Here is a 22,140-nt window from a genome sequence, read left to right on the forward strand (position 1 = left end):
ATTATCCGGATGAGCTCCAACCGCGCCTTTGCCCCCTTGGCCGCCGCCGTGACGGCCGTGATGGCCCTGGGCATCGCCCTGCTGCCGCCGAACGTGGCCGCACAGGCGGCGGCAGCCTCCGCGCCCGCGATTCTTGCGGCACCCAAGGGGAATACGGCGGCCACGGCCGCGACCGCCGTCGCCGTCAGCGCGGCGAACGACCGCTGGGCGGAGAGCCTGGCGGCGTTCGCCGCCGCTGACCAGGCGCATCCGCCCACGCCGGGCGGCGTTCTGTTCGTGGGAAGCTCTTCCATCCGCCTGTGGAACGGCCTGGAAACCGAATTCCAGTCGCTGCCCGTGGTGGTCAAGCGTGGTTTCGGCGGCTCGCGCATGCTGGACTGCACGCGCCATCTGCACCAGCTGGTCGAGCCCTACAAGCCGCGACTGGTGCTGGTCTACGCCGGCGACAACGACCTCGCCGAAGGCCGTACGCCGGAGCAGGTACTGCAGGCTTTCACCGCCTTCGTCGAAGGCGTGCGCACCAGCCTTCCGTCCACCCGCATCGCCTACATCTCGATCAAGCCGAGCCCGTCACGGGTGTCGCTGATGCCGCAGATTCGCGAGACCAACGAGCTGATCCACGCCTACACCTTGAAGACGCGGAACACCGATTTCATCGATATCTATACGCCCATGCTCGATGCCGCCGGCCAGCCGCGCCCGGAGCTGTTCCGCGAGGATCTGCTGCACCTGAATCCGCAGGGCTATGCCTTGTGGAAGCGGGTGATCACGGCGCATCTGAATTGAGCCGCGGCGCCCGCGGCGCGGGCACCGGCGCGGGCTTGGCCTTGCTGTCCCCCACCAGGCGCGCCACGATGTAGAGCGCCAGCACGCTTCCGCCGAACAACAGCAGGTCCTGCCACATGGGGCGATCCGGCGCGGGCTCGCCGATGATGGTCAGCACCAGCAGCACGAGGACCAGGTGCGCGCAGAACACCGACAGCGACGCCCGGCCCATGGTTTCCAGCCAGCGCATGCGCGGCAGGTGCGTCTTCAGCCAGCCGCTGAAGTGCATGGCCAGCACCACCAGCGCCAGGAAGTTCAGGACGCGCAGCGGCCCCAGGTGCCATTTGTCGAACAGGAAATTGAAGGGATTGCCGTCCGGGAACGCACCCAGCCCGGTAATGTGGCGCCAGATGAAGAAGCTGCCCGCGATGACGATCGCGCCCCACACCACCGGCCGCGGGATGGGCCGCCGGGCTTCCGCCGGCACCCGCGCGTGGGTCGATCCCAGCCACAGCCCGAAAATCCACAGGGCTTGCCAGCCGAAGGTCTCGAAGGCTCCGGTTTCGCTGAAGGGCACGGGCAGTCCGGTCAGGGTCACCAGGCCGCCGTACAGGAAGCGCGACAGCTCGAACTGCGTCAGGAACCACAGCACGCCGCTCCCGATCAGGATGGCGCGCCAGCCCTTGCGCAGCGCATAGGTCAGCACCCACGGACTCGCCAGCATGAACAGCACGTAGACCGGCAGGATGTCCAGCAGCGGCGGGTTGTAGACCAGCCCCAGGGCGGACAGGAAGGCCGTCAGCGGCTGCTGCAGGTAGAACCAGATCAGGTTCTGCACCGCCGGCTGCGGCAGCGTCAGGCCCAGGCCGGCGATCACGGTGAACAGGAACAGCAGCGAGGCGGCCTGGCAGCCGTACACCACCAGGGCTCGCTTCAGGAAGGCCCGCTGCATGGCATGCATGCCATGACGCAGGTAGCGTTGGGTATAGACCAGCCCGGCCATGTAGGCCGACAGCATGACGAAACCTTCCGCCGCCGATACGAAGCCCAGCGGCTGGCTGGTGGGAATGCCGAAGTTGGTGGGCAGGTGCGTCGACAGCATCAGCACCAGCATCAGGCCCCGGACGGCGTCCAGCTCCCAGAGCCGGGGACGCGCTGCCGCCGCTGGCGCCGGGGCGGCAGCGAGGGGAACGCGTGACAGGCAGGAAGATGGGTTGGTCATGGGCGCATCCGGGGTGTTCGAGCAAACCAGCAAGGGTACATCATCGCTGGGGTAAACCCGTAGGCTTCAAGCGTGACATCGCTGGGCGCGGCGCGCACGCCATGGTTGTACCGCTTTGTATCGGACGCGGCGCCGGCGTAGGGCCATGGGTAGCATCCGGGAACATGCATGCGAACTTCATGCAGGAACCCCTGGACGCGGCCAGGCAATCCCGGCCGCCTATCCGGGAAACCCGCGTGCTCGGCGTCCTCGTCCCGTTGACGTTCACCGATGTAGTTATTGTCCTTTCTTAGAGACAAACTACGTCGCCTAAGGCCCTGCCAACATTACGAAATTTCCCACAGTTGATCGGGCTATCAGTTATTTACATTCTGTCTGGTTTCTGTTGACATAGCGCGGCGCCGGCGGCATCCCGCGTCGCCGGTACGGCCCCAAGGAAGCCCGCGTGCCAACCAGCTATTCGATCCGGCGCAGGATCGCCGCCATCGTGGTCACGCTGCTCGCCGCGGTTCTGCCCATCCTCCTCATCCTCCCCATCGTTTTCTACGAATCGCAGCGCCAGCTGGCCGGTGAAGCCAACGTCACCGCCGGCGTGCTGCGCCGCCAGCTGGAGAACATCCTGCTGCGCGCCCAGGACGTCACGCAGCGGCTGACCCCTGCCTTGCAGAGACCGTGCGAGGAAGTCCTGCCCCTGCTGCGACAACTGGGCGCCCTGCAACCGTATTTCCGTTCGCTGCTGCTGGTGCGCGACGACGTGGTGACCTGCTCGTCGCTCTACGGCATGTCGAACACGCCCCTGATCGCGGTGTCGTCGCAGGAGCACGTGCCCAAGGGCATGCACGTGACGCCCGTGGCCGGCACGCTGCTGGTGCCGGACCGGCCCGCCGTCCTGGTGTCGAGCGGGCTGCGCGACGGCAACGGCATCGCCGCCTTCCTGGATGCGCAATATCTGTACGACCTGAAACTGGCCGCGGCGCGCGACGGCGTCTACGACGTCGACATCCTGCTCGGCCCCCACAACGTGCCGCTGGTGGAAGCGGGCGAGCGGCAGCGCGGCCCCCGCGTGCCGGCGCCGGACACGCAGCAATCGTCTTCCAGCATGTTCCCGGTGCAGGTACGCGTCACGCCGCTGCAGGCGCAGCGCGACGCCGTGCGCCTGCACGTCTGGCGCGGCTATGCGGCCTTCCTGCTGCTGGCCAGTTTCCTGTGCGGCTACGGCGCGTACCGGCTCTATGGCTGGCGGGTGTCCATCCCCGGGGAAATCCGCAAGGGCATGCGGCTGCGCCAGTTCCACATGGTCTACCAGCCGGTGATCGACATGTCGACCGGCCGCATTTCCGGCGTGGAGGCGCTGCTGCGCTGGGGCCATCCGCGCCTGGGCAAGGTCAGGCCCGACCTGTTCATCGCCGCCGCGGAAGAACACCACATCATCGACGACCTGACGCGGCACATGTTCGATCTGGTCGCCAACGACCTGGCGTTGCTGGACCTGCCGCGAGACAGTCACCTGGCGGTGAACGTCTGCGGCGCGCACATGGCGTCGGATCGCTTCGTCGCCGACGTGGACGCGCTGTTGAGCCGGGTGCGGGCCTACGACGACGTCAGGCTGGTGCTGGAAGTCACCGAACGCCACCCGCTGCCGGACACGCCGACGCTGCGCGGCAACATGGCCGAGCTGCGCGAACGCGGCGTGCGCTGGGCGCTGGACGATTTCGGCACGGGCCACAGCTCGCTGTCGTATCTGCAGACGCTGCACGTGCCCTTCCTGAAGATAGACCGCGCGTTCGTCAGCAGCGCGGGCACCGAGGCGGTCAGCAACGTGGTGCTCGACACCATCATCGGGCTGGCGCGCCAGCTGGGCATGGCGATGATCGCGGAAGGCGTGGAAACCGAAGCGCAGGCGGCCTATCTGGCCGGCAAGGGCGTGCAATTCTCGCAGGGCTTCCTGTTCGCGCGGCCCATGCCGCCGCGCGAACTGGCGGCATGGCGGACGGAACACGCGGACCGCGTGGACCTGCCGCGCCCGCGGCTTACCTGGCCGCCGGACGCGGTCGATACTTCAGGCGCATGACGCTGGCGATCGCCGCCGCGGCGGCGAAGAGCGCGCCCAGCCACAACGCCAGGATGGCGCCGCTTTCGGTGGACGCATGGAAACAAGCCGCCACCATCGCGGCGCCGCTGGACTGCCCCAGCAGGCGCACCGTGCCCACCATGCCGCTGGCCCCGCCCGCGCGTTCCGGGGGCGCGGCGGTGATGATGGCGCGCACATTGGGCGACTGGAAAAAGCCGAAACCCGCGCCGCACACGGCCAGGCGCCAGCACAGGCCGAAGACCGACGGGTCGGTCGGCATGGTCGCCAGCAATACCATGCCGATGGCCAGCATGGCCATGCCTCCCCCCGCCAGCACGCCGACGTGCATGCGGTCCGACAGATAACCGGCGATAGGCGCCATCACCGCCACCATCACCGGCCAGGGCGTGATGAGGAAGCCGGTTTCGACCTGCGTATAGCCCAGCACGTTCTGCAGCATGAAGGGCAAGGACACGAAGGCCAGCGATTGTGTCGCGAAGGAACACACGCCGGTGGCGGCGGACAGGGCGAACACCGGGCGCCGCAGCAGGTCCACCGCCAGGAAGGGCGCGGGATGGCCGGCCTGGCGCTTCAACAGCAGAAGCAGGCAGGCCAGGCACGCCACGGCCGTGATGGCGATGGTCCGGGGCGCGGCCAGTTGGGCGCCTTCGTTCAGGCTGAAGACCAGCAGCGAAAGAAAGCCGGCGCATAGCACGGCGCCCAGGGTATCGAAGGGGCGCCTGGTGCGCGTGGTCACCGGCAGACCGCGCAGGCAGAAGTAGATGCCGAGCAGGCCCACCGGGACGTTGATCAGGAACAGCCAGTGCCAGGTCGCCACCGTCAGCACCAGCGAAGCCGCCGTCGGCCCGGCGGCGAAGGCCAGCGCAACCATCAGGGAATTCAGGCCCACTCCCCCGCCCAGTTGCCTTTCCGAATAGATGAACCGCAGCATGGCGCCGTTGACCGCCATGGTGGCCGCCGCGCCCAGGCCCTGCGCCACCCGTCCCGCCACCAGCCATTCCAGCGAAGGCGCCATGCCGCAGGCCAGCGAGGCCAGCGTGAACAGGATCAGGCCGAACACCATGATGCGCCGATGGCCGACGATCTCGCCCAGCGTCGCGGCGGGCAGCAGGAACGCCACCATGGAAAGCTGGTAGGAACTGATCACCCAGATCGACCGCGCTTCGGACGACTGCAGATCGCGGGCGATCGCGGGCAGCGCGGTGTTCGCGATCGCGGTGTCCAGGCTGGCCATGCAGACCCCCAGCAGCAACCCGAGCGTGGCAGACCGACGCTGGTCGGCGGGCAGGCCCGCACCGAAGGGATAGGCTTTTTGTACCGCGAAGGAAGGGAACATCCGACACCGAGGGCAGTTGGGAGGCGCCTGGCCGTCCCACGGGACCCGGAACCGGCCCGCGACACCACCAGGCAGGGAAGGTCCAGCCAGGCAAAAGCGGGTTAGGGTGTACTGCGACACAGGCCGGGCTGTCAAACGCCGCGCGGGCCGGCTTGCGCGGCCCGGCCTGACCGGCCGTGCCTAACCGGCTGTGCCTGACCGGCCGTGCCTAACCGGCCGTGCCTATCCCCCATGCGGCATCAAGCGCAGCAGCACCGTCAGGGATACCAGCGAGCCCACCGTCGACAGCAGGATCGTGCGCGCGGTGACGAAGGCTTCGCGGCGATAGAACTCCGCCAGCATGAAAGGTCCCGTGCCCGTGGGCAGGGCCGCCAGCAGTACCGCCATCTGCGCGAGCGGGCCGGGCAGCATGAAGACACGCGCCGCCAGCCACCAGGTCAGCGCCGGCTGCACGACCAGCTTGCCGGCTGTCAGCACCAGCGATGCGCTGGGGGTCCTGGCGGCGGGCCGCTTCTCCGCCAGGAACAGGCCCAGGCACACCAGCGCGCAAGGGGTCGCCGCCGCACCCAGGATATTCAGGAAGCTTTCCGCCGGGGCCGGCAACCGCAGCCCGCTGGCCGCGGCCAGGGCGCCCGCCAAGGGCGCGACGATCAATGGATTGCGCGACATGCCGCGCAGCACCTTCAACCCGACCTTGTGCGGCCGCCGCTCCGTCTGCAGGCCGACTTCGACCAGCATCGCCGCGATGGCGAACAGCACCGATACCACCATCAAGGTGGCGACGGTGGTGGGCACGATGCCCGCGTCGCCGAACAAGGCCACGATCAAGGGAAAGCCGATGTACGCCGTATTGGCGTATGACGCGGCGATGGCGTCCACGCTGGCGTCGGCCAGATGCCGCCCCGCGCGCAGGCGCCAGGCCAGCGTCCCGGCGAACACCATGGCGCTTGCCAGGCCGAAGGTGGCGACGAAGCCGGGCTGATACAGCTGCGTCCAGGACGCATGCGCCATCAGCTTGAACAGCAGCGCGGGCAGCGCCAGCCAGACGACGAAGCGGTTCAGCTCCACGCAGGCAGCGGCGCTGGCGATGCCGCGCCTGCGCAGCACGAACCCCGCCAGGATGAGGGCAAAAATGGGAAGGAGGATCTGCAATGTCGAAAGCATGGAACACAACCTGCGCCGGTGGAGACGCGCGCCGGCAGCCGCGCGACCGTCGATGCGCATGCCTGCGCGGTAGCAACCGGCAACACAGTCAGCCATGACGGTGTGCCCAGCGTAGTGCCGCCTGGCAATACAATCCAATTCTTTATCGGGTCATCGACAATACCTTTTCTGCATCGTGCCGGTTCACCGGCCTTTTCACACCGGCCTCACACATCGTGCTGGACATCAAGCCCCTGCGTTATTTCGTCACCCTGGCCGAAACCCGCCACTTCGGCCGCGCGGCGGCGCGCCTGCACCTGTCGCAGCCGCCGCTCAGCCGGCAGCTCGCGGGATTGGAAGCCGCGCTGGGCGTGAAGCTGCTGGACCGCAATCCGCGCGTGGTGTCGCTGACGCCGGCCGGCGAACGTTTCCTGGCGGACGCAAGAGCCATCCTGGCCGCGCTGGAACAGGCCGGCCGCAACGCGCAGGCCGCCGCGCGCGGCGAAGCCGGCACGCTGTCCATCGGCTTCACCATGTACGCGGCCTACAGCGTCATCCCGTCCTATGCCAAGACCTTCGGCAATGCCTACCCGGACGTGGCCCTGAAGCTGCGTGAAGTCGTTTCGCAGGACCTGGCGGCGCAGGTACTGGATGGCCGCATCGACGCCGCGGTCGTGATGGCCGGTGGTCGCCATGGCGAGCTGTCCAGCCGCGTGGTGGTGCGCGAACCGCTTTGCGTCGCGCTGTCACGGCACCATCCGCGCGCCGCGGCGCGCGGGGCCATGCGGATCGAGCAGCTTGCCGGCGAGCCCTTCGTCATGACCTCCGGCGAAGTCGGTCCGGCGCTGCGCGCCAGCATCGTGGCGCATTGCCGCCAGGCCGGTTTCGACCCGATCGTGCGGCTGGAAGTACAGTTGCAGCAGACCGTGCTGAACATGGTGGACGAAGGCGTGGGCGTGGCGCTGGTGCCGGCGTCCATGCGCAAGTCCCGCCTGCCCGGCGTGGCGTTCCGTCCGCTGGCCGGCGCGCCGCAGTCCGAACTGGTGATGCTCTGGTCGCCCCGCAACCGCAATCCCTGCCTGTCCAATTTCCTGGCGCTGGCCGCGCCCGCCTAGAGAGTACGTACCAGGGAGATCCCTATCGATGCCCAATAGCCGCAATCCCCTTTATCGCCGCTTCGAGACGATGATCGATCCGTTCCGCCCGGCGCTGGACGAGCCGCCGCCGGACGACGTGATCCGCTTCTACCGCCATTATCTTCGGCAGGTGCGGACGGCCCTGGTGTTCCTGCTGATCGTGGGCCTGGCGGGGGCGCTCATCGACGTGACGCTGTTCCGCTTCCTGGGCCGCATCGTCGACCTGGTGAAAGACCAGCCGGTCGCCGCCTTCTTCAGCGAGCATGGCAAGACCTTGATCGGCATGGCGCTGGTGGTGCTGGTGCTGCGGCCCATCGTCACCGGGCTGCACGATATGCTGGTGCATCAGTCGCTGGCGCCGGGGCTGACCACGCTGGTGCGTTGGCAGAACCACCGTTATGTGGTCAAGCAGGGCCTGGGCTTCTTCCACAGCGACTTCGCCGGCCGCATCGCCAACCGCATCCTGCAGACCGGCGTGGCGCTGCGCGAATCCACGCTGCAGGCCGTCGATGCCATCTGGCATGTGCTGATCTATGCGGGCAGCGCGCTGATCCTGTTCTTCGATGCCGACTGGCGCCTGACCCTGCCGCTGATCGTCTGGATCGTCGGCTACATCGTGACGCTGATCCGCTACGTGCCACGGGTCAAGTCGCGCTCCGCCACGGCGTCGGAGGCCAGCTCCAAGCTGATGGGACGCATCGTCGACGGCTACACCAATATCGGCACGCTCAAGCTCTTCGCACACAGCCAGCGAGAAGAAGTCTACGCCCGCGAAGCGATGGCGGAACAGACGAGCAAGGCGCAGATGGCCGCGCGGCTGGTCACCGGCATGGGCTTCACCATCGCCATCCTGAACGGCATCCTGATCGCCGGCACGCCCGGCCTGGCATTGTGGCTGTGGAGCCGGGACCTGATGTCGGTGGGCGATATCGCGCTGGCGACAGGCCTGGCCATGCGCATCGCCGACATGTCGGGCTGGATCATGTGGGTGGTCAACGGCATCTTTGAAAACGTCGGCACGGTGCAGGACGGCATCCGCACCATCGCCCGGCCGCGCGTGGTGGCCGACCGCGTCGACGCCCAGCCGCTGCGCGTCACGCACGGCCGCATCTGCTTCGAAAACGTGGGCTTCGGCTACGGCAAGGGCGGACTGATCTTCACGCGCCTGAACCTGGACGTCGCCCCGGGCGAAAAGATCGGCCTGATCGGGCCGTCCGGCGCGGGAAAGTCGTCCCTGGTCAGCATCCTGCTGCGCCTGTACGACGTGGAGGCGGGCCGCATCCTGATCGACGGCCAGGACATCACCAAGGTGTCGCAGGAATCGCTGCGCGCGCAGATCGGGGTGGTGACGCAGGATACGTCGCTGCTGCACCGGTCCCTGCGTGAAAACCTGTTGTACGGCCGGCCCGATGCCACCGAGGAACAGTTGATGAACGCCATCCGGCAGGCGCGCGCGGACGAGTTCATCTTCGACCTGACCGACGGCGAAGGCAATCGCGGCCTGGACGCGAACGTCGGCGAACGCGGCGTCAAGCTGTCGGGCGGCCAGCGCCAGCGCATCGCCATCGCGCGGGTGCTGCTGAAGGACGCGCCCATCCTGGTGCTGGACGAAGCGACGTCGGCGCTGGATTCGGACGTGGAAGCCGCCATCCAGGACAACCTGGAAACCCTGATGCACGGCAAGACGGTGATCGCCATCGCCCACCGCCTGTCGACCATCGCCAAGATGGACAGGCTGGTGGTGATGGACCACGGCAATATCGTGGAGATGGGTACGCATGCGGAGCTCCTGGCGCGCGACGGTGTGTATGCGCGCCTGTGGCATCGGCAGACCGGCGGCTTCGTCGGGCTGGAGTAGGCGCGGGACCGTGCCGCGCGCGCCGGCGAAGCGGGCCGGCGGCGGCGAGCCGACGATCCACACTGCCGATGGCGTCCGGCATCACGCGACACATGCATGCGGGTAGACCGCCAGGGACACGATGAAGGAATCGACAAGAGCCGCATCCGCCGCCCGAAAGGACGGCGGTACGGCATATGACTTCCTCGCGCGCAGACTCGGGCCCGTGCCGACCATCGCGTTGGCGCAACTGCTGGGCACGTCCTTGTGGTTCAGCGCGAATAGCGCGGCCGACGACCTGATGAGGGCCTGGGGCGCCACGCCCGGCGATATCGGCCTGTTGACCAGCGCCGTGCAGCTGGGCTTCATCCTGGGTACGCTGGCCATTTCGGTCAGCGGCCTGGCGGATCGCTTCCGGGCCAGCGTGATCTTCGTGTGCAGCGCCATCGCGGGCGCCTGCTTGAATGCCGCTTTCGCCTGGTTGGCCGGCGGCCTGACGGCCGGCGCGCTGTTGCGGTTCCTGGTCGGGATCTGCCTGGCGGGGATCTATCCCGTGGGCATGAAGCTGATCGTGCACTGGGCGCCGGAGCGCACGGGTACGGCGCTGGCGCAACTGGTGGCCATGCTGACGTTGGGAACCGCGCTGCCGCACGCCCTGCGCGCGGCGGGCGCGGGGCTCTCCTGGCAGACGGTCATCGTGGCCTCGTCGGTGCTGGCGCTGGTCGCGGCGCTGCTGGTGCGCATCCTGGGCGACGGGCCGCGTACACGCGCAGCCGCATCGGCGTCCGTCGCATCGGCTGCCGCGGCCCCGACGGCGGCGCGCGCCGGGCACGGCACGGAGGCCATGCCGGACAACGTCGGCCGCCGGCCGACCATCGTGGATGCCTTCCGCGTGCGGCGCTTCCGAGCGGCGGCGATCGGCTACTTCGGCCATATGTGGGAGCTGTATGCCTTCTGGACCTTGGTCCCACTGCTGATCGCGCGCTCCTCGGCCGCCGAACTGGTTCCGGGCATGGGCAATTCCGCCGCGTCCTTCTGCGTCATCGGGATAGGTGCCCTGGGTTGCCTGCTGGGCGGCAAGCTGTCGCAAAGACTGGGCAGCGCCAAGGTCGCATTGGGCGCGCTCAGCCTGTCCGGGCTCTGCGCGGTGACGTTCGCCGCGGGCTGGCAGACCCTGGACCCGCGCCTGCTGGCCGTATTGCTGCTGGTATGGGGCGCGGCGGTGGTGGCTGATTCGCCGCAGTTTTCCGCCTTGAGCGCGCGGGCATGTCCGCCGCGGCTGATCGGCAGCGCGCTGGCGATCCAGAACTCCATCGGCTTCGCGATCACGGTGGTGTCGATCGCCGGTGCCAGCGCCCTGTTCCAGCATATCGGGTTGGACGCCACCTGGCTGCTGGTCCCGGGCCCGGTCATCGGTGTGCTGGGCTACGCGCTGGCCTCATCCGAACGGCGCGTCCTGTAGCGACCCGCACAGTGCGCGCTAACGCCGCCGACCGTTCGGGACGCTGTACGACCGTTCGCGACGGTTCACCCCTGTTCACCAAGGTTCAGGACGTAGGCGTGCCCGCGTCGTAGACGGCGTCTTCCAGCGGATACAAGGGCCGCGATCGCCGGGCGTATGGAAAGATCGAATAATCCGAGGTCGTCACGCCGGGGCTGTCGCATTCGACCAGGCCGTCCGAGATCGGCACGAACACCGGCCGGCAGTACATGCGCGATTTCAGCAGCAGATAGCGGGCGCCGCGCGGATCCTGGCCCACGCTCTCGAACACCGCCAGATCCCAGGGCTCGTGGGTCTGTTCGGAGACCACGACGCGGGCGTCGCCCAGGTCGAGCACCGCCGTTCGCCCCATGCCGACGCGCATGCCGGTATAGGTCGGGCCGGTGATCACGTACTCGCCGTCCGTCAGCGCCAGCACCGTGCCGCTGGCCTGCATCGGCCGCGCGTGGATGCCCAGCGCCGCCAGCGAGCGCTTGTTGCCCAGCGGCAGCGTCACGCGTGCACCGACGCCCGCCCGCGCCATGAGCGCGACGGCTTCGGGGTCGCAGACGATGCCGGCCAGGATGCCCTTCATGCCGCGGGCCAGCGCGGCTTCCAGCACCGCGGTGGTGTCGCAGGTGCCGCCCGAATTGCAGTTGTCGCCGTGATCCAGCAGCAGGATCGGCCGCCGCGCGTCGCGCGCCATGGTTTCCGCGCGCGCCAATGAATCGGCCAAGGGTTCGCTGCGGTAGACGAAATCGTCGCGCCGCGCCCAGATGCCCGCGGCGATGCGGTCGGCCGCCGCTTCGGCCAGCGCGCGGTCGCCGTCCGCGACCACGATCACGCTGATGCAGGGATGCGGAATATCCGCGAGCCCGAAACCGGCCAGGACGGAGGCCGCTTCCACCCCGCGCGATTCCTCTTCGCGCGCGGCCTGCACGGCGTCGCGCATGGCGCCGCCATCGGTGGCCGACCGCAGGGTGTGCGTCATCAGCGGCGGGCGCCGCCAGGCCATGACCGGGCGGAATTCGCCGGCGATCATGCGCCACAACAGCCGGCCCGCATGCTCGCCGGTCTCGTACATGTCGACGTGCGGATAGGTCTTGAAGCTGACGATGACGTCGGCGTTGTCCACCATGCGCGCGGTCACGTTGCCGTGCAGATCCAGCGCCACCGCCAGCGGCACGCCCGGCGCGGCGGCGCGCACGCGCGCCAGCAGGTCGCCTTCGCCGTCGTCGCTGTTCCGGGCGACCATGGCGCCGTGCAGGTCCAGGAAGATGGCGTCGCAGCCCGGCACGGCGGCCAGGATGCGATTGCACATCTGGTCATAGGCGTCGGCATCCACGGGACCGCTGGGATAGGCCCAGGCCGATAGCGGCGTCACGATGTCGGCGCCCTGTGCCCGCGCCAGGTCGATGAAGGCGCCCATCGCGGTACGCGCGCCCTCGTTCTCGCGGCGGGCGTCGTCGTCATAAGCGGGCCCGCCCCGGCCGAACGCGGACAGCGGCGTCGGCACCGGGGAAAAAGTGTTGGTTTCGTGGTTCATCCGCGCGATCAGGACTTTCATGCGGCCTCCCGGGCAGCCACGCCCGCCGTGCGCAGCATGGCGCGCAGCAGCACGTTGCAGCCGGCCTCCAGATGCTCGGGACGGGCGTCCTCGATTTCGTTATGGCTGATGCCGTCCTTGCAGGGCACGAAGAGCATCGCGGTGGGCGCGACGCGCGCCAGGTAGACCGCGTCGTGTCCCGCGCCGCTGACGATGTCCATGCAGGACAGACCCAGCTGGCCGGCGCCGTCCTTCAAGGCATCCAGCAGCCCGGCATCGAAAGGCTGCGGGGGGAAGTACACGACTTCGCGCACGTCCACCTCGACGCCCGGCAGCGCCGCGCAATGGTCGCGCAGCGCCGCGGTCATGGCCGTCAGCGTGGCGTCGTCGGCGGCGCGCAGGTCCACGGTCAGTTGCACGCGTCCCGGAATCACGTTGCGCGAATTCGGATAGGTATCCAGGCAGCCGACCGTGCCGCGCGCGTGCGGCGCATGGTCCAGCGCGATGCCGTTCACCCGCCGCACGATGTCGGCGGCCGCCAGCAGGGCGTCGTGGCGCAGCTCCATGGGGGTCGGTCCGGCGTGGGCTTCCATGCCGGTGACGGTCACGTCGAACCAGCGCTGGCCCAGCGCGCCGCGCACCAGGCCTATGGTCGTGTCCCTGGCCTCCAGGATGGGGCCTTGTTCGATATGGGCCTCGAAATACGCGGCGACGGGGCTGCCACCCACGGGCTCCGGGCCGGCATGGCCGATCGCCGCCAGGGCATCGGCCACGCTGATGCCGTCGCGGTCGCGCTGCGCCAAGGCATGCGCCAGCGTGAAGGCGCCGGCGTAGACGCCCGAACCCATCATGACGGGGACGAAACGCGAGCCTTCTTCGTTGGTCCAGACCACGACTTCGATGGGTGCCTCGGTGACGATGCCGTGCGCATGCAGGGTGCGCAGCACTTCGATGCCCGCCAGCACGCCGTAATTGCCGTCGAACTTGCCACCGGTGGGCTGGGTATCGATATGGCTGCCGGTCATCACCGGCGGCAGATCGTCGCGCCGGCCGGCGCGGCGCATGAAGATGTTGCCGATGGCGTCGATGCGCACGGCGCAACCCAGTTCGCGCGCCCATTGCATGACCAGCTCGCGGCCCTGGCGGTCCAGGTCGGTCAGCGCCAGGCGGCGCACGCCGCCCTTGTCGGTGGCGCCGATGCGCGCCAGCGCCATCAGCGACGTCCACAGGCGCGCGCCGTCGACGCGGGGAATGGATGCGGTTTCAAGTTCTGGCATGTTCGTTTCCCAAGTATGGTCAGGCGCGGTGCCGGATCACACGCCGACGCCCAGATAGCGGTCCTTGATCGCGTCATTGGCCGCGAAATCGGCGTTGCTGCCCTCGTACACGATAGCGCCCTGTTCGATGATGTAGTGGCGATCCGCCAGCTGCGTGCAGACCTCCAGGTTCTGCTCCACCAGCAGGATGGGCACGCCCTGCCCCCGGATGAGCTTGAGCTGCGCGACGATCTCTTCCACGATCACCGGGGCCAGGCCCTCGACCGGCTCGTCCAGCATCAGCAGGCGCGGATGGTTCATCAGGGCGCGGCCGATCGCGAGCATCTGCTGCTCGCCTCCCGACAGTTGCGCGCCGCCGTTGCGGCGCCGCTCCTTCAGGCGCGGGAAAATGCGGTAGATGTCCGCCAGCTGCCATGGCGACGCGCGACGCGCGCCCAGGAGCAGGTTTTCCTCCACCGTCAGCAGACGAAAAATCCCTCGGTGCTCAGGCACCAGGCACAGGCCCTTGCCGGCCACGCGATGGGCCGGCAGCCCGCCCACCGCCGCGCCGTCGAAACGGATGTCGCCGCGCGCCGGACGCAGCGCGCCGGCGATGGTCTTGAGCGTGGTCGATTTACCGGCGCCGTTGCGGCCCAGCAGGGTGACGAGTTCGCCTTCGCCCACGGCCAGCGTCACGCCCTGCAGGATATGGCTCTTGCCGTAATACGCGTGCACGTCGCGCAGTTCCAGCTTCATGCGCGGCCTCCGGTGATCATGTTGCCCAGGTAGGCCGCGCGCACGCGCGGGTCGTCGCGGATGGCGGCCGGCGTTCCCTGCACCAGCACCCTGCCCTGCTGCATCACCGTGACGGTATCGGAGATGTCCATGACGATATTCATGTTGTGTTCGATCAGCACCACGGTGTGGTCGCTTGCCAGGCCACGTATCAGCGCCTTCATCGCGTCCAGGTCGTCCACGCCCATGCCGGAGGTCGGTTCGTCCAGGAAGATGGCGCGCGGCCGCGCCGCCATGGCCATGCCGACTTCCAGGCGGCGCTGCTGGCCGTGCGACAGCGCGGCCGCGGCGACGCCGGCGCGCGCGGTCAGGGCCAGGCGTTCCAGCAACATATCCACCAGTTCGCTCACGCCGCCTTCGCGTCGCGGACGATGCCACATGTCGAAGGCGCCCGCGGCGTGCGCGCCCTGGGCGGCCAGGCGCAGGTTCTCGCGCACGTCCAGGTTGGCGAACAGGCTGGTCACCTGGAAGGATCGCGCGATGCCGCGCCGCACGCGGATATTGTCGGGCTCGCGCGTCACGTCGTGGCCGTCGAACACGATGCGGCCTTCGGTGACGGGCACCGTGCCGGTCAGGGTGTGGAACAGCGTGGTCTTGCCGGCGCCGTTGGGGCCGATGACGGAATGCACGGTGCCGGGCATCACGCGCAGGTCCACGCCGCCCAGCGCGGTGAATTTGCCGTAGCGCTTGACGATGCCGCTGGCGTCCAGGATCGGTTCGGTCATCGCGTTTCCTTGTCGCGCCACCTGGCCGGCCACCACCGTTCGGCCAGCCCCCACAGGCCCTTGTGCATGAACAGGCTGACGGCGATCAGCAGGAAGCCCAGCAGCATCAGCCAGCGCGGCCACAAGGTGGACAGCCAATCCGACACCAGCACATAGAACGCCGCGCCCAGCACGGAAGCAAACAGGTTGCCCGTGCCGCCGATGACGGTCATCACTAGGATCATTTCGCTGGTGTGGTATTCGATGTTGGATAGCGGCGCGATGCCCGTCATCAGCGCGTGAAAAGCGCCGGCCAGCGCGGTGACCGCGCCCGACAGGGCGAACACCGCCAGCTTCAGCGCGCGCGTGTCGTAGCCGACGGCACGGGCGCGCGCTTCGTTTTCGCGGATGGCCAGCAACGTGCGGCCGAACACCGAATCGGTGACCCGCTGCAGCAGCCAGAACACCAGCAGGAAGCAGACGCCCACCAGCGTATAGAAGCGCCAGGGCGTGTCCAGGCGCATCAAGGTCATGCCCGCCAGCGCCAGCGGCGGACGCGGGATGTCCAGCAGGCCGTTGTCCCCGCCCGTCCAGGACGGCAGGCTGTAGGCCAGGAAATAGAACATCTGCGCGAAGGCCAGCGTCAGCATGACGAAGTAGGTGCCGCGCTGGCGGATGGCGAACCAGCCCACCAGGCCGGCGGTCGCCGCGCCGACGGCGATGGATGCCAGCACGGCAGCCGGCAAAGGCAATCCCGCGCGCGTCATCAGGATGCCGACGGCATAGCTGCCCATGCCGAAGAAAATCCCCTGCCCGAAGGACAGCAGGCCCGTATATCCCAGCAGCAGATTGCAACCCAGGACGGCCAGCGCATACACCAGCACTTCGGTGGCCAGGGTGCCGGATTCCAGCACGGCAGGCAGCAGGATCACGACCGCCGCCGCCAGCAGCAGGCCGGCATGCCCGCGCATCCGTTCGACCATGCGCGGCATCATCCTCTCCCCAGCAGGCCGTGCGGACGCAGCAGCAGCACCGCCGCCATCGCCACATAGATCATCAGCCGCGCGCCTTCCGGCCACAGCGTGCTCATGACGCTTTGCACGATGCCGATCAGCAGCCCGCCCACCAGCGCGCCACCGAAACTGCCCATGCCGCCGACCACCACGATGACGAAGGCCACGCCCAGGGCCTCCAGCCCCATGAAGGGATCGACGCCGCGTATCGGCGCGGCCAGGGCCCCGGCCAGCGCCGCCGTGCCCGCGCCCAGCGCGAACACCAGGCCGAAAACGCGATAGACGTTGATGCCCAGCAGCGACACCATCTCGGCCGATTCGCTGCCCGCGCGCACGGCGCTGCCCAGCCGCGTGCCTTCCAGCAGCCACCACAGCAACAGTGCGAACACCGCGGTGAAGGCGATGACGAACAAGCGGTATTTCGGATAGATGAAGCCGCTCCACATCACCACGCCCTGCAGGGCGTCCGGGGTGGCGACGTTGTCGCCCAGCGGGCCCCAGGCCACGATGACGGCCTCCTGCAGCACCAGGGCCAGGCCCACCGTGATCAGGATATGGAACTCGTGCGGCTGGTCGTAGACGCGCCGCAACAGCGTGCGTTCCGCCAGCCAGGCCAGCAGGGCCACCAGCAGTGGCACGACCGCCAGCGCCACCCAAAAGTCCAGGCCCCATGCCACCGCCTGGTAGCAGAAATAGGCGCCCAGCAGATAGAAGGCGCCGTGCGCGAAGTTGACGAAGCGCAGCAGCCCGAAAATGATGGACAGCCCCACCGCCAACAGGAAATACAGCATCCCGATGCCGATGCCGTTGACGACTTGCAGCAGATAGACGTTCATGTAGCCGGCAACGGAACTACAGCTTGCAGCCGGTCTGGTCCACGGGCAGGAAGGATTTGCCGGCGCTCAGGATGTCGGCGTAGTCGTCCTTGTCCTTCATCGCCTTTTTCGCCTTGCCACGCAGCAGGTAGTAGTTCTTGAGCACCTGGTGGTCCTGCGCGCGGATTTCCTCATCGCCGGTCAGGCCCGTGTATTTCATGCCTTCGAGCACCGGGATGACCTTGGCGGGATCTTCGCTGCCGGCCTTGGCGATGGCGTCGAGCAGGATCCTGGTGCAGATGTAGGAACCGGCCAGGCTGTAGTTGGGATTCGACTTGAAGGCTTCCTGCGAGCGCTTCACCAGGTCCTTGTTGCCGGGGCTGTCGATGCCGTGCCAGTACTGCGCGCCGAAATACACGCCTTCGCACAGGTCGGCGCCCAGGGATTCGAACTGCTCCAGCCCCGAGGCCCAGGCCATCAGGATGGTGGTGTTCTGCTTCATGCCGAAGCTGACGGCCTGGCGCAGCGCGTCGGAGGACTGCGAGCCGAAGTTCAGCAGTAGCAGCACGTCCGGCTTGGCGGCCATGGCGTTGGTCAGGTACCCGCTGAATTCCTTTTCCGTCAGCGAGTGGTAGCTGTTGCCGACGTGCTCGATGCCCTTTTCCTTGAAGATATTCTTGGCGGCATTGAGCAGGCCGTCGCCGAACACGTATTGCGGCGTGATGGTGTACCAGCGCTTGGCCTTGGGCAACTTGTCGATGAGCGGCCGCACCGTCTGCTCGATGGCGCCGTAGGTGGGCACCGACCAGCGGAAGGTGGACTTGTTGCAATCGGACCCGGTGATCTCATCGGCGCCGGCGGTGGTGATGAACACGCCGCCGTCCTTCTGCACTTCCTTGCCCATGGCCAGGGCTTCCGACGACAGGATGCCGCCGGCGAAATAACGCGCGCCCTTCTGCTGCGCCAGTTCCTGCACCTTGCGCACGGCGGTGGCGGGCTTGCCTTCGGTATCCAGGGTGGTATAGGCCAGGGGGCGGCCCAGCAACTGCCCGTATTGCTGGATGGCCAGCTTCATGCCCAGGTCGGCATATTTGCCGTTGGCGGCAAAGGGGCCAGACATGGGCACGGGGCATCCGAACTGGATCGCCTGGGCGGCCTGCGCATAGGCATCGCGCAGCGAGAGGGATCCGGGCAGCGCCGACAGCGCGGCGAGTTTGAGTAGATCGCGACGGTTCAAGGCCTTCCCCTATTTATCATGATAAATAAGATGAACTGATAATATGGTTGGGCAATATTCCGCGTCAACACGGCAAGACGTGGAATCGTGACCGTAGTTTCCCTAGTGCCGCCGACAAGGACCACGCATGCCTCGCGAAACCGCCACGCCGCCGCCCGCCGCGCCTGGCAAATCCAAGCGCGCCGACCTGGTGGCCGAGGAAATCAAGCGGCTGATCACCGAACGCGACCTGCGACCGGGCGACAAGCTGCCGCGCGAGAACGAACTGCAGCAGTTGTTCGGCGTCAGCAAGAGCACGATGCGCGAGGCGCTGAAGTCGCTGGAAGTCCAGGGGCTGGTCACGATCAGCACCGGGCCGGCCGGCGGCGGACGCATCGTCGAAGTGACGCTGGACCGCACGTTCCAGCTGATGCAGAACTACCTGTTTTTCAAGGAAGTCACGATCGACGACATCTATACGGTGCGCAAGATGCTGGAGCCGGAACTGGCGGCCGGGGCGGTGCCGCACCTGACCGACGCGGACTTCGACGCGCTGATGCACAGCATAGAATGCTGCGATCCGTCTTCGGGCAGGACGGCGGACGTGGTGGCGCAGCGCAAGGAAGACCTGAACTTCCACGACATCCTGGCGATGGCGAATCCCAATCCTTTCCTGCGCTTCACCTGCCAGCTGATCAACGAGATGCTGCGGCAGCTGACGGTGTTCGAGAACGACACGCCGACGCGCACGCAGCGGCGGTTCGGCGAGGCCAACGCGCACGTGCACCAGGCCATCGTGGACGCGGCGCGCCAGCGGGATGTCGATACGGTGCGCCGCCTGATGTCCGAACACATGGTGGAAGCCTCTGGCTTCGTGAAGAAGCTGAACGGTAAGCTGCAGGGACGGCTGATCCTGGATTCGGAGATGTCGCGACGCAATGCCGCCGCGCGGCGGGGCTTGTCGCGGCGGCGCGAGAAAGACTCAACGGCAAGGGGCTGACCATGTGGTTCGATCTATCCAAACTGGCGCCGCGCGACGGCTACAAGATCCTGTCGTCGACGGTGGTGCCGCGGCCCATCGCATGGGTGGTCAGCGCCGACCAGGAAGGCCGGCTCAATGCCGCGCCATTTTCCTTTTTCAACCTGTTCTCCGACGATCCGCCCATCGTCTGCCTGGGCATCATGGGGCGCGCCGGTGGTTCCAAGGACACATCGGCCAACATCCGCGCCCGCCAGGAGTTCGTCATCAATGTCGTGCCGGAATCACTGGCCGCCAAAATGAACATGACCTCGGGCGACTATGCGGCCGGCATCGATGAGCTGGCCTGCGCGGGCCTGACCATAGCGCCCAGCACCAGGATAGGCGTCCCGCGCATCGCCGAAAGCCCCGTGGCCCTGGAATGCGTGCCGATCAATTTCATGGACGTCGGGGGCGGCCGGGTCATCATCGCCGCCCGCGTGGTGGGCGTGCACGTCGCCGACCATGCCGTGCTCGACGCGGACAAGTGCTACATCGACACGCCCGCCCTCCAACTGGTGGGACGCATGCACGGCGGCGGCGAATACACCCGCACGACCGACCGTTTCAACATGACGCGCCCCACCCCTGACGAACTGGTCACGCCACCCGCGCCCCGCGCGCCCGACGCCTAGACGCCACCCGCGGCACCATGGATTTCGCCATCCTCTATACCTGGACGAAGATTCTGCACGTCACCGCGGCATTCGTCTTCGTCGCCGGCATCTCGGTCGTGTCCCTGATGCTGATCGCCGACCCGCCCGACGCCCCCGACGCCGCCGGCGCGGCGGCCAGGACGCTGCGCTGGCACCGCGTCCTGGCCACCCCTGCCATGATCCTGACGTGGATCCTGGGCATCGCCCTGGCGGTGCAAGGCCATTGGCTGGGCGATGGCTGGCTGCACGGGAAACTGGCCCTGGTCGTGCTGCTGTCGGCCATCCACGGCATCCAGGCCCGGACCCTGCGCCGCCGCGCGGCGGGCCGGCATGCTGCCATGTGGCGCATCACCCCGCTGGTGGTCGCGATGGCCGTGATCGCCATCCTTGCGCTGGTGGTGGTCAAGCCGTTCTGACGCCGGCCGGACGCGGCCGATGCGCGCCTGCACAGTATGAAATCGCGCGGCCGCTTCGCCCCACGCCCAAGGCGACGGCCATCGCCGCGCCCATGTAACTGACAGAATTGTCAGTTCTCGGACAGGCTATCGTCCCGGCGCGCTTCGTACAGTGGCGGCATCATGATCGCCACCATCCCGCCCGCGCGCCGCGCCTCGCGCCGCTTCCCATTCGTGCCGGCCGTCCTCTCGGCACTGGTGCTTCTATCCGGCTGCACGGTCGGGCCGGACTACGCGCGTCCGGACATGGCCATTCCCACCGCGTACAAGGAAAGCCCGCCGCGCAATCCGCCCCAATCCGGAGCCTGGAAGACCGCCCAGCCCGGCCAGATCGACGCCACCCGGAACTGGTGGGAAATCTACGGCGACAGCACCCTGAACGACCTGGAAACCCAGGCCACCGCCGCCAACCAGACCATCGCCCAGGCCGCCGCCCAGTACCGGCAGGCACGTGCCCTGGTGCAGCAGGCCCGTGCCGCCTTCTGGCCCCAACTGGGCGCCGGCGTTTCGGCCGATAGGGCCCGCAGCATCGGCAACGGCGGCAGCAAGCTCGGCAACACCTACACCGCATCCCTGGACGCCGCCTGGGAGCCGGACCTGTGGGGCGCCGTCCGGCGCTCCGTGGAAGCCAGCGACGCCAGCGCCCAATCCAGCCAGGCGCAACTGGCCGCCGCGCGGCTCAGCGTGCAGGCCACGCTCGCCCAGGACTACCTGCAACTGCGCGTCACCGACGAACTCAAGGCCTTGTTCGCGCGCACCATCGCCGCCTTCGAGCGTTCCCTGAAACTGACGCAGAGCCAGTACAACGCCGGCGTCGCGCTGCGTTCCGACGTCGCACTGGCCGAAGCGCAGCTGAGAACGGCGCAGGCGTCCGCCATCGATCTCGATACCCAGCGCAACCAGCTCGAACATGCCATCGCCATCCTGACCGGCCGCGCGCCGGCCGACTTCAGCCTGCCGGCCGCGCCCGAAAGCTGGCAGGCCAGGGTTCCCGACATTCCCACCGGCCTGCCATCGGAACTGCTGGAACGCCGCCCGGACATCGCCAGCGCCGAACGCCTGGCGGCGTCCGCCAACGCCCAGATCGGCGTGGCGCAGTCGGCGTTCTACCCCGACGTCACCCTGAGCGCCGCGATCGGTTTCAGCAGCGGCAGCGCCGGCCTGGCGCAATGGTTCAACACGCCCGGCAGGATCTGGTCGCTGGGCGCGGCGCTGGCCGAAACGATCTTCGACGGCGGGCTGCGCAGCGCGCGCGTCGACGAAGCTCGCGCCGGTTTCGATGCCGCGGCGGCCCAATACAAGCAGACGGTGCTGGGCGGCTTCCAGGAAGTCGAGGACAACCTGTCCAATCTGCGCGTGCTGGCCGACGAAAGCGTCGCCCAGGACCAGGCGGTCACGGCGTCGCGGCTGTCCGAACGCCTCGCCCTGGCGCAGTACCGCGCCGGCACCACGACCTACCTGACCGTGGTTACCGCCCAGGCCCTGACCCTGTCCAACGAACGCACCGCCGCGGACCTGCTGGGCCGCCGCCTGCTGGCCAGCGTGGCGCTGATCAAGGCCACCGGCGGCGGCTGGAACGCCGCGCAGCTCGGCGTGCCGATGGCGGACGCCGCGCCGTCCGGCCCCGCCCACTGAATCCTGACCGTATCCAAGAC

At 68.1% G+C, this 22,140-nt stretch carries 19 protein-coding genes; 9 read left to right on the forward strand and 10 right to left on the reverse strand.

Annotated elements, in window-relative coordinates; genetic code table 11:
* The first annotated feature begins 9 nt into the window (after window positions 1-9).
* On the forward strand, window positions 10-786 hold the full coding sequence (locus tag CAL12_RS23140; protein WP_232464609.1) for an SGNH/GDSL hydrolase family protein: 777 nt from the start codon (window positions 10-12) through the stop codon (window positions 784-786).
* On the opposite strand, the gene opgC is transcribed toward CAL12_RS23140, so the two are convergent.
* Window positions 767-1,987, reverse strand: coding sequence for an OpgC domain-containing protein (gene opgC / locus CAL12_RS23145; protein WP_086066758.1), 1,221 nt, complete (start codon window positions 1,985-1,987; stop codon window positions 767-769). The two genes, CAL12_RS23140 and opgC, sit on opposite strands and share 20 nt — an antisense overlap.
* A gap of 445 nt (window positions 1,988-2,432) precedes the next feature.
* Here opgC and CAL12_RS23150 point away from each other — a divergent pair, with 445 nt between their 5' ends.
* Window positions 2,433-4,058 (forward strand): EAL domain-containing protein, encoded by a 1,626-nt coding sequence (locus CAL12_RS23150; protein ID WP_086066759.1) that lies wholly within the window; start codon window positions 2,433-2,435, stop codon window positions 4,056-4,058.
* Here CAL12_RS23150 and CAL12_RS23155 read toward each other — a convergent pair.
* Window positions 4,018-5,415: an MFS transporter gene (locus CAL12_RS23155; RefSeq protein WP_086066760.1), complete on the reverse strand. Its 1,398-nt coding sequence runs from the start codon at window positions 5,413-5,415 to the stop codon at window positions 4,018-4,020. The two genes, CAL12_RS23150 and CAL12_RS23155, sit on opposite strands and share 41 nt — an antisense overlap.
* A 222-nt stretch (window positions 5,416-5,637) precedes the next feature.
* Window positions 5,638-6,579: an AEC family transporter gene (locus CAL12_RS23160; protein ID WP_086066761.1), complete on the reverse strand. Its 942-nt coding sequence runs from the start codon at window positions 6,577-6,579 to the stop codon at window positions 5,638-5,640.
* Between the two features lie 215 nt (window positions 6,580-6,794).
* Here CAL12_RS23160 and CAL12_RS23165 point away from each other — a divergent pair, with 215 nt between their 5' ends.
* The 3 genes from CAL12_RS23165 (at window position 6,795) to CAL12_RS23175 (ending at window position 10,993) form a co-directional block, all read left to right on the forward strand.
* Entirely contained in the window at window positions 6,795-7,673 is an 879-nt protein-coding gene (locus tag CAL12_RS23165) for a LysR family transcriptional regulator (RefSeq protein ID WP_086066762.1), read from the forward strand.
* Window positions 7,674-7,701: 28 nt separating this feature from the next.
* On the forward strand, window positions 7,702-9,552 hold the full coding sequence (locus tag CAL12_RS23170; protein WP_086066763.1) for an ABC transporter ATP-binding protein: 1,851 nt from the start codon (window positions 7,702-7,704) through the stop codon (window positions 9,550-9,552).
* Window positions 9,553-9,757: 205 nt separating this feature from the next.
* Window positions 9,758-10,993, forward strand: coding sequence for an MFS transporter (locus CAL12_RS23175; RefSeq protein ID WP_232464610.1), 1,236 nt, complete (start codon window positions 9,758-9,760; stop codon window positions 10,991-10,993).
* Between the two features lie 85 nt (window positions 10,994-11,078).
* Here CAL12_RS23175 and CAL12_RS23180 read toward each other — a convergent pair whose 3' ends face one another.
* The 7 genes from CAL12_RS23180 to CAL12_RS23210 are packed head-to-tail and all read right to left on the reverse strand — an operon-like array spanning window position 11,079 to window position 18,377.
* On the reverse strand, window positions 11,079-12,578 hold the full coding sequence (locus CAL12_RS23180; protein ID WP_086066765.1) for a M81 family metallopeptidase: 1,500 nt from the start codon (window positions 12,576-12,578) through the stop codon (window positions 11,079-11,081).
* Entirely contained in the window at window positions 12,575-13,834 is a 1,260-nt protein-coding gene (locus CAL12_RS23185) for a Zn-dependent hydrolase (protein ID WP_086066766.1), read from the reverse strand. The genes CAL12_RS23180 and CAL12_RS23185 overlap by 4 nt, the downstream gene beginning before the upstream one ends.
* A 36-nt stretch (window positions 13,835-13,870) precedes the next feature.
* Entirely contained in the window at window positions 13,871-14,569 is a 699-nt protein-coding gene (locus CAL12_RS23190; protein ID WP_086066767.1) for an ABC transporter ATP-binding protein, read from the reverse strand.
* Window positions 14,566-15,333: an ABC transporter ATP-binding protein gene (locus CAL12_RS23195; RefSeq protein WP_086066768.1), complete on the reverse strand. Its 768-nt coding sequence runs from the start codon at window positions 15,331-15,333 to the stop codon at window positions 14,566-14,568. The genes CAL12_RS23190 and CAL12_RS23195 overlap by 4 nt, the downstream gene beginning before the upstream one ends.
* A complete protein-coding gene (locus tag CAL12_RS23200) occupies window positions 15,330-16,295 on the reverse strand; it encodes a branched-chain amino acid ABC transporter permease (protein WP_420042798.1) in 966 nt (321 codons plus the stop codon). Before CAL12_RS23200 ends, CAL12_RS23195 begins: the two co-directional genes overlap by 4 nt.
* 8 nt (window positions 16,296-16,303) lie before the next feature.
* The gene (locus CAL12_RS23205; protein WP_086066770.1) at window positions 16,304-17,161 is read right to left on the reverse strand and encodes a branched-chain amino acid ABC transporter permease; all 858 of its coding nucleotides are present in this window, start codon (window positions 17,159-17,161) and stop codon (window positions 16,304-16,306) included.
* A 16-nt stretch (window positions 17,162-17,177) separates the two neighbouring features.
* Entirely contained in the window at window positions 17,178-18,377 is a 1,200-nt protein-coding gene (locus tag CAL12_RS23210; protein ID WP_086066771.1) for an ABC transporter substrate-binding protein, read from the reverse strand.
* Between the two features lie 127 nt (window positions 18,378-18,504).
* On the opposite strand from CAL12_RS23210, the gene CAL12_RS23215 reads away from it, so the two are divergent.
* From CAL12_RS23215 to CAL12_RS23230, 4 genes are all read left to right on the forward strand, one after another.
* A complete protein-coding gene (locus CAL12_RS23215) occupies window positions 18,505-19,356 on the forward strand; it encodes a FadR/GntR family transcriptional regulator (protein WP_086066772.1) in 852 nt (283 codons plus the stop codon).
* A 2-nt stretch (window positions 19,357-19,358) separates the two neighbouring features.
* Window positions 19,359-20,009, forward strand: a complete 651-nt coding sequence (locus CAL12_RS23220) for a flavin reductase family protein (protein WP_086066773.1) — start codon at window positions 19,359-19,361, stop codon at window positions 20,007-20,009.
* 17 nt (window positions 20,010-20,026) lie between these two features.
* Window positions 20,027-20,446: a CopD family protein gene (locus tag CAL12_RS23225; RefSeq protein WP_086066774.1), complete on the forward strand. Its 420-nt coding sequence runs from the start codon at window positions 20,027-20,029 to the stop codon at window positions 20,444-20,446.
* Window positions 20,447-20,608: 162 nt separating this feature from the next.
* A complete protein-coding gene (locus tag CAL12_RS23230; protein WP_086066775.1) occupies window positions 20,609-22,120 on the forward strand; it encodes an efflux transporter outer membrane subunit in 1,512 nt (503 codons plus the stop codon).
* Window positions 22,121-22,140 lie beyond the last annotated feature (20 nt).

This window comes from Bordetella genomosp. 8, from assembly GCF_002119685.1.
GTDB lineage: Bacteria > Pseudomonadota > Gammaproteobacteria > Burkholderiales > Burkholderiaceae_B > Bordetella_C.

Bases quoted from the DNA above. Each gene is read 5' to 3' on its own strand.
- CAL12_RS23185 (WP_086066766.1), bottom strand. From the start codon at position 13,834: ATGCCAGAACTTGAAACCGCATCCATTCCCCGCGTCGACGGCGCGCGC.
- CAL12_RS23195 (WP_086066768.1), bottom strand. From the start codon at position 15,333: ATGACCGAACCGATCCTGGACGCCAGCGGCATCGTCAAGCGCTACGGC.
- CAL12_RS23180 (WP_086066765.1), bottom strand. From the start codon at position 12,578: ATGAAAGTCCTGATCGCGCGGATGAACCACGAAACCAACACTTTTTCC.
- CAL12_RS23200 (WP_420042798.1), bottom strand. From the start codon at position 16,295: ATGGTCGAACGGATGCGCGGGCATGCCGGCCTGCTGCTGGCGGCGGCG.
- CAL12_RS23225 (WP_086066774.1), top strand. From the start codon at position 20,027: ATGGATTTCGCCATCCTCTATACCTGGACGAAGATTCTGCACGTCACC.
- CAL12_RS23160 (WP_086066761.1), bottom strand. From the start codon at position 6,579: ATGCTTTCGACATTGCAGATCCTCCTTCCCATTTTTGCCCTCATCCTG.
- CAL12_RS23205 (WP_086066770.1), bottom strand. From the start codon at position 17,161: ATGAACGTCTATCTGCTGCAAGTCGTCAACGGCATCGGCATCGGGATG.
- CAL12_RS23220 (WP_086066773.1), top strand. From the start codon at position 19,359: ATGTGGTTCGATCTATCCAAACTGGCGCCGCGCGACGGCTACAAGATC.
- CAL12_RS23190 (WP_086066767.1), bottom strand. From the start codon at position 14,569: ATGAAGCTGGAACTGCGCGACGTGCACGCGTATTACGGCAAGAGCCAT.
- opgC (WP_086066758.1), bottom strand. From the start codon at position 1,987: ATGACCAACCCATCTTCCTGCCTGTCACGCGTTCCCCTCGCTGCCGCC.
- CAL12_RS23215 (WP_086066772.1), top strand. From the start codon at position 18,505: ATGCCTCGCGAAACCGCCACGCCGCCGCCCGCCGCGCCTGGCAAATCC.
- CAL12_RS23155 (WP_086066760.1), bottom strand. From the start codon at position 5,415: ATGTTCCCTTCCTTCGCGGTACAAAAAGCCTATCCCTTCGGTGCGGGC.
- CAL12_RS23140 (WP_232464609.1), top strand. From the start codon at position 10: ATGAGCTCCAACCGCGCCTTTGCCCCCTTGGCCGCCGCCGTGACGGCC.
- CAL12_RS23230 (WP_086066775.1), top strand. From the start codon at position 20,609: ATGATCGCCACCATCCCGCCCGCGCGCCGCGCCTCGCGCCGCTTCCCA.
- CAL12_RS23170 (WP_086066763.1), top strand. From the start codon at position 7,702: ATGCCCAATAGCCGCAATCCCCTTTATCGCCGCTTCGAGACGATGATC.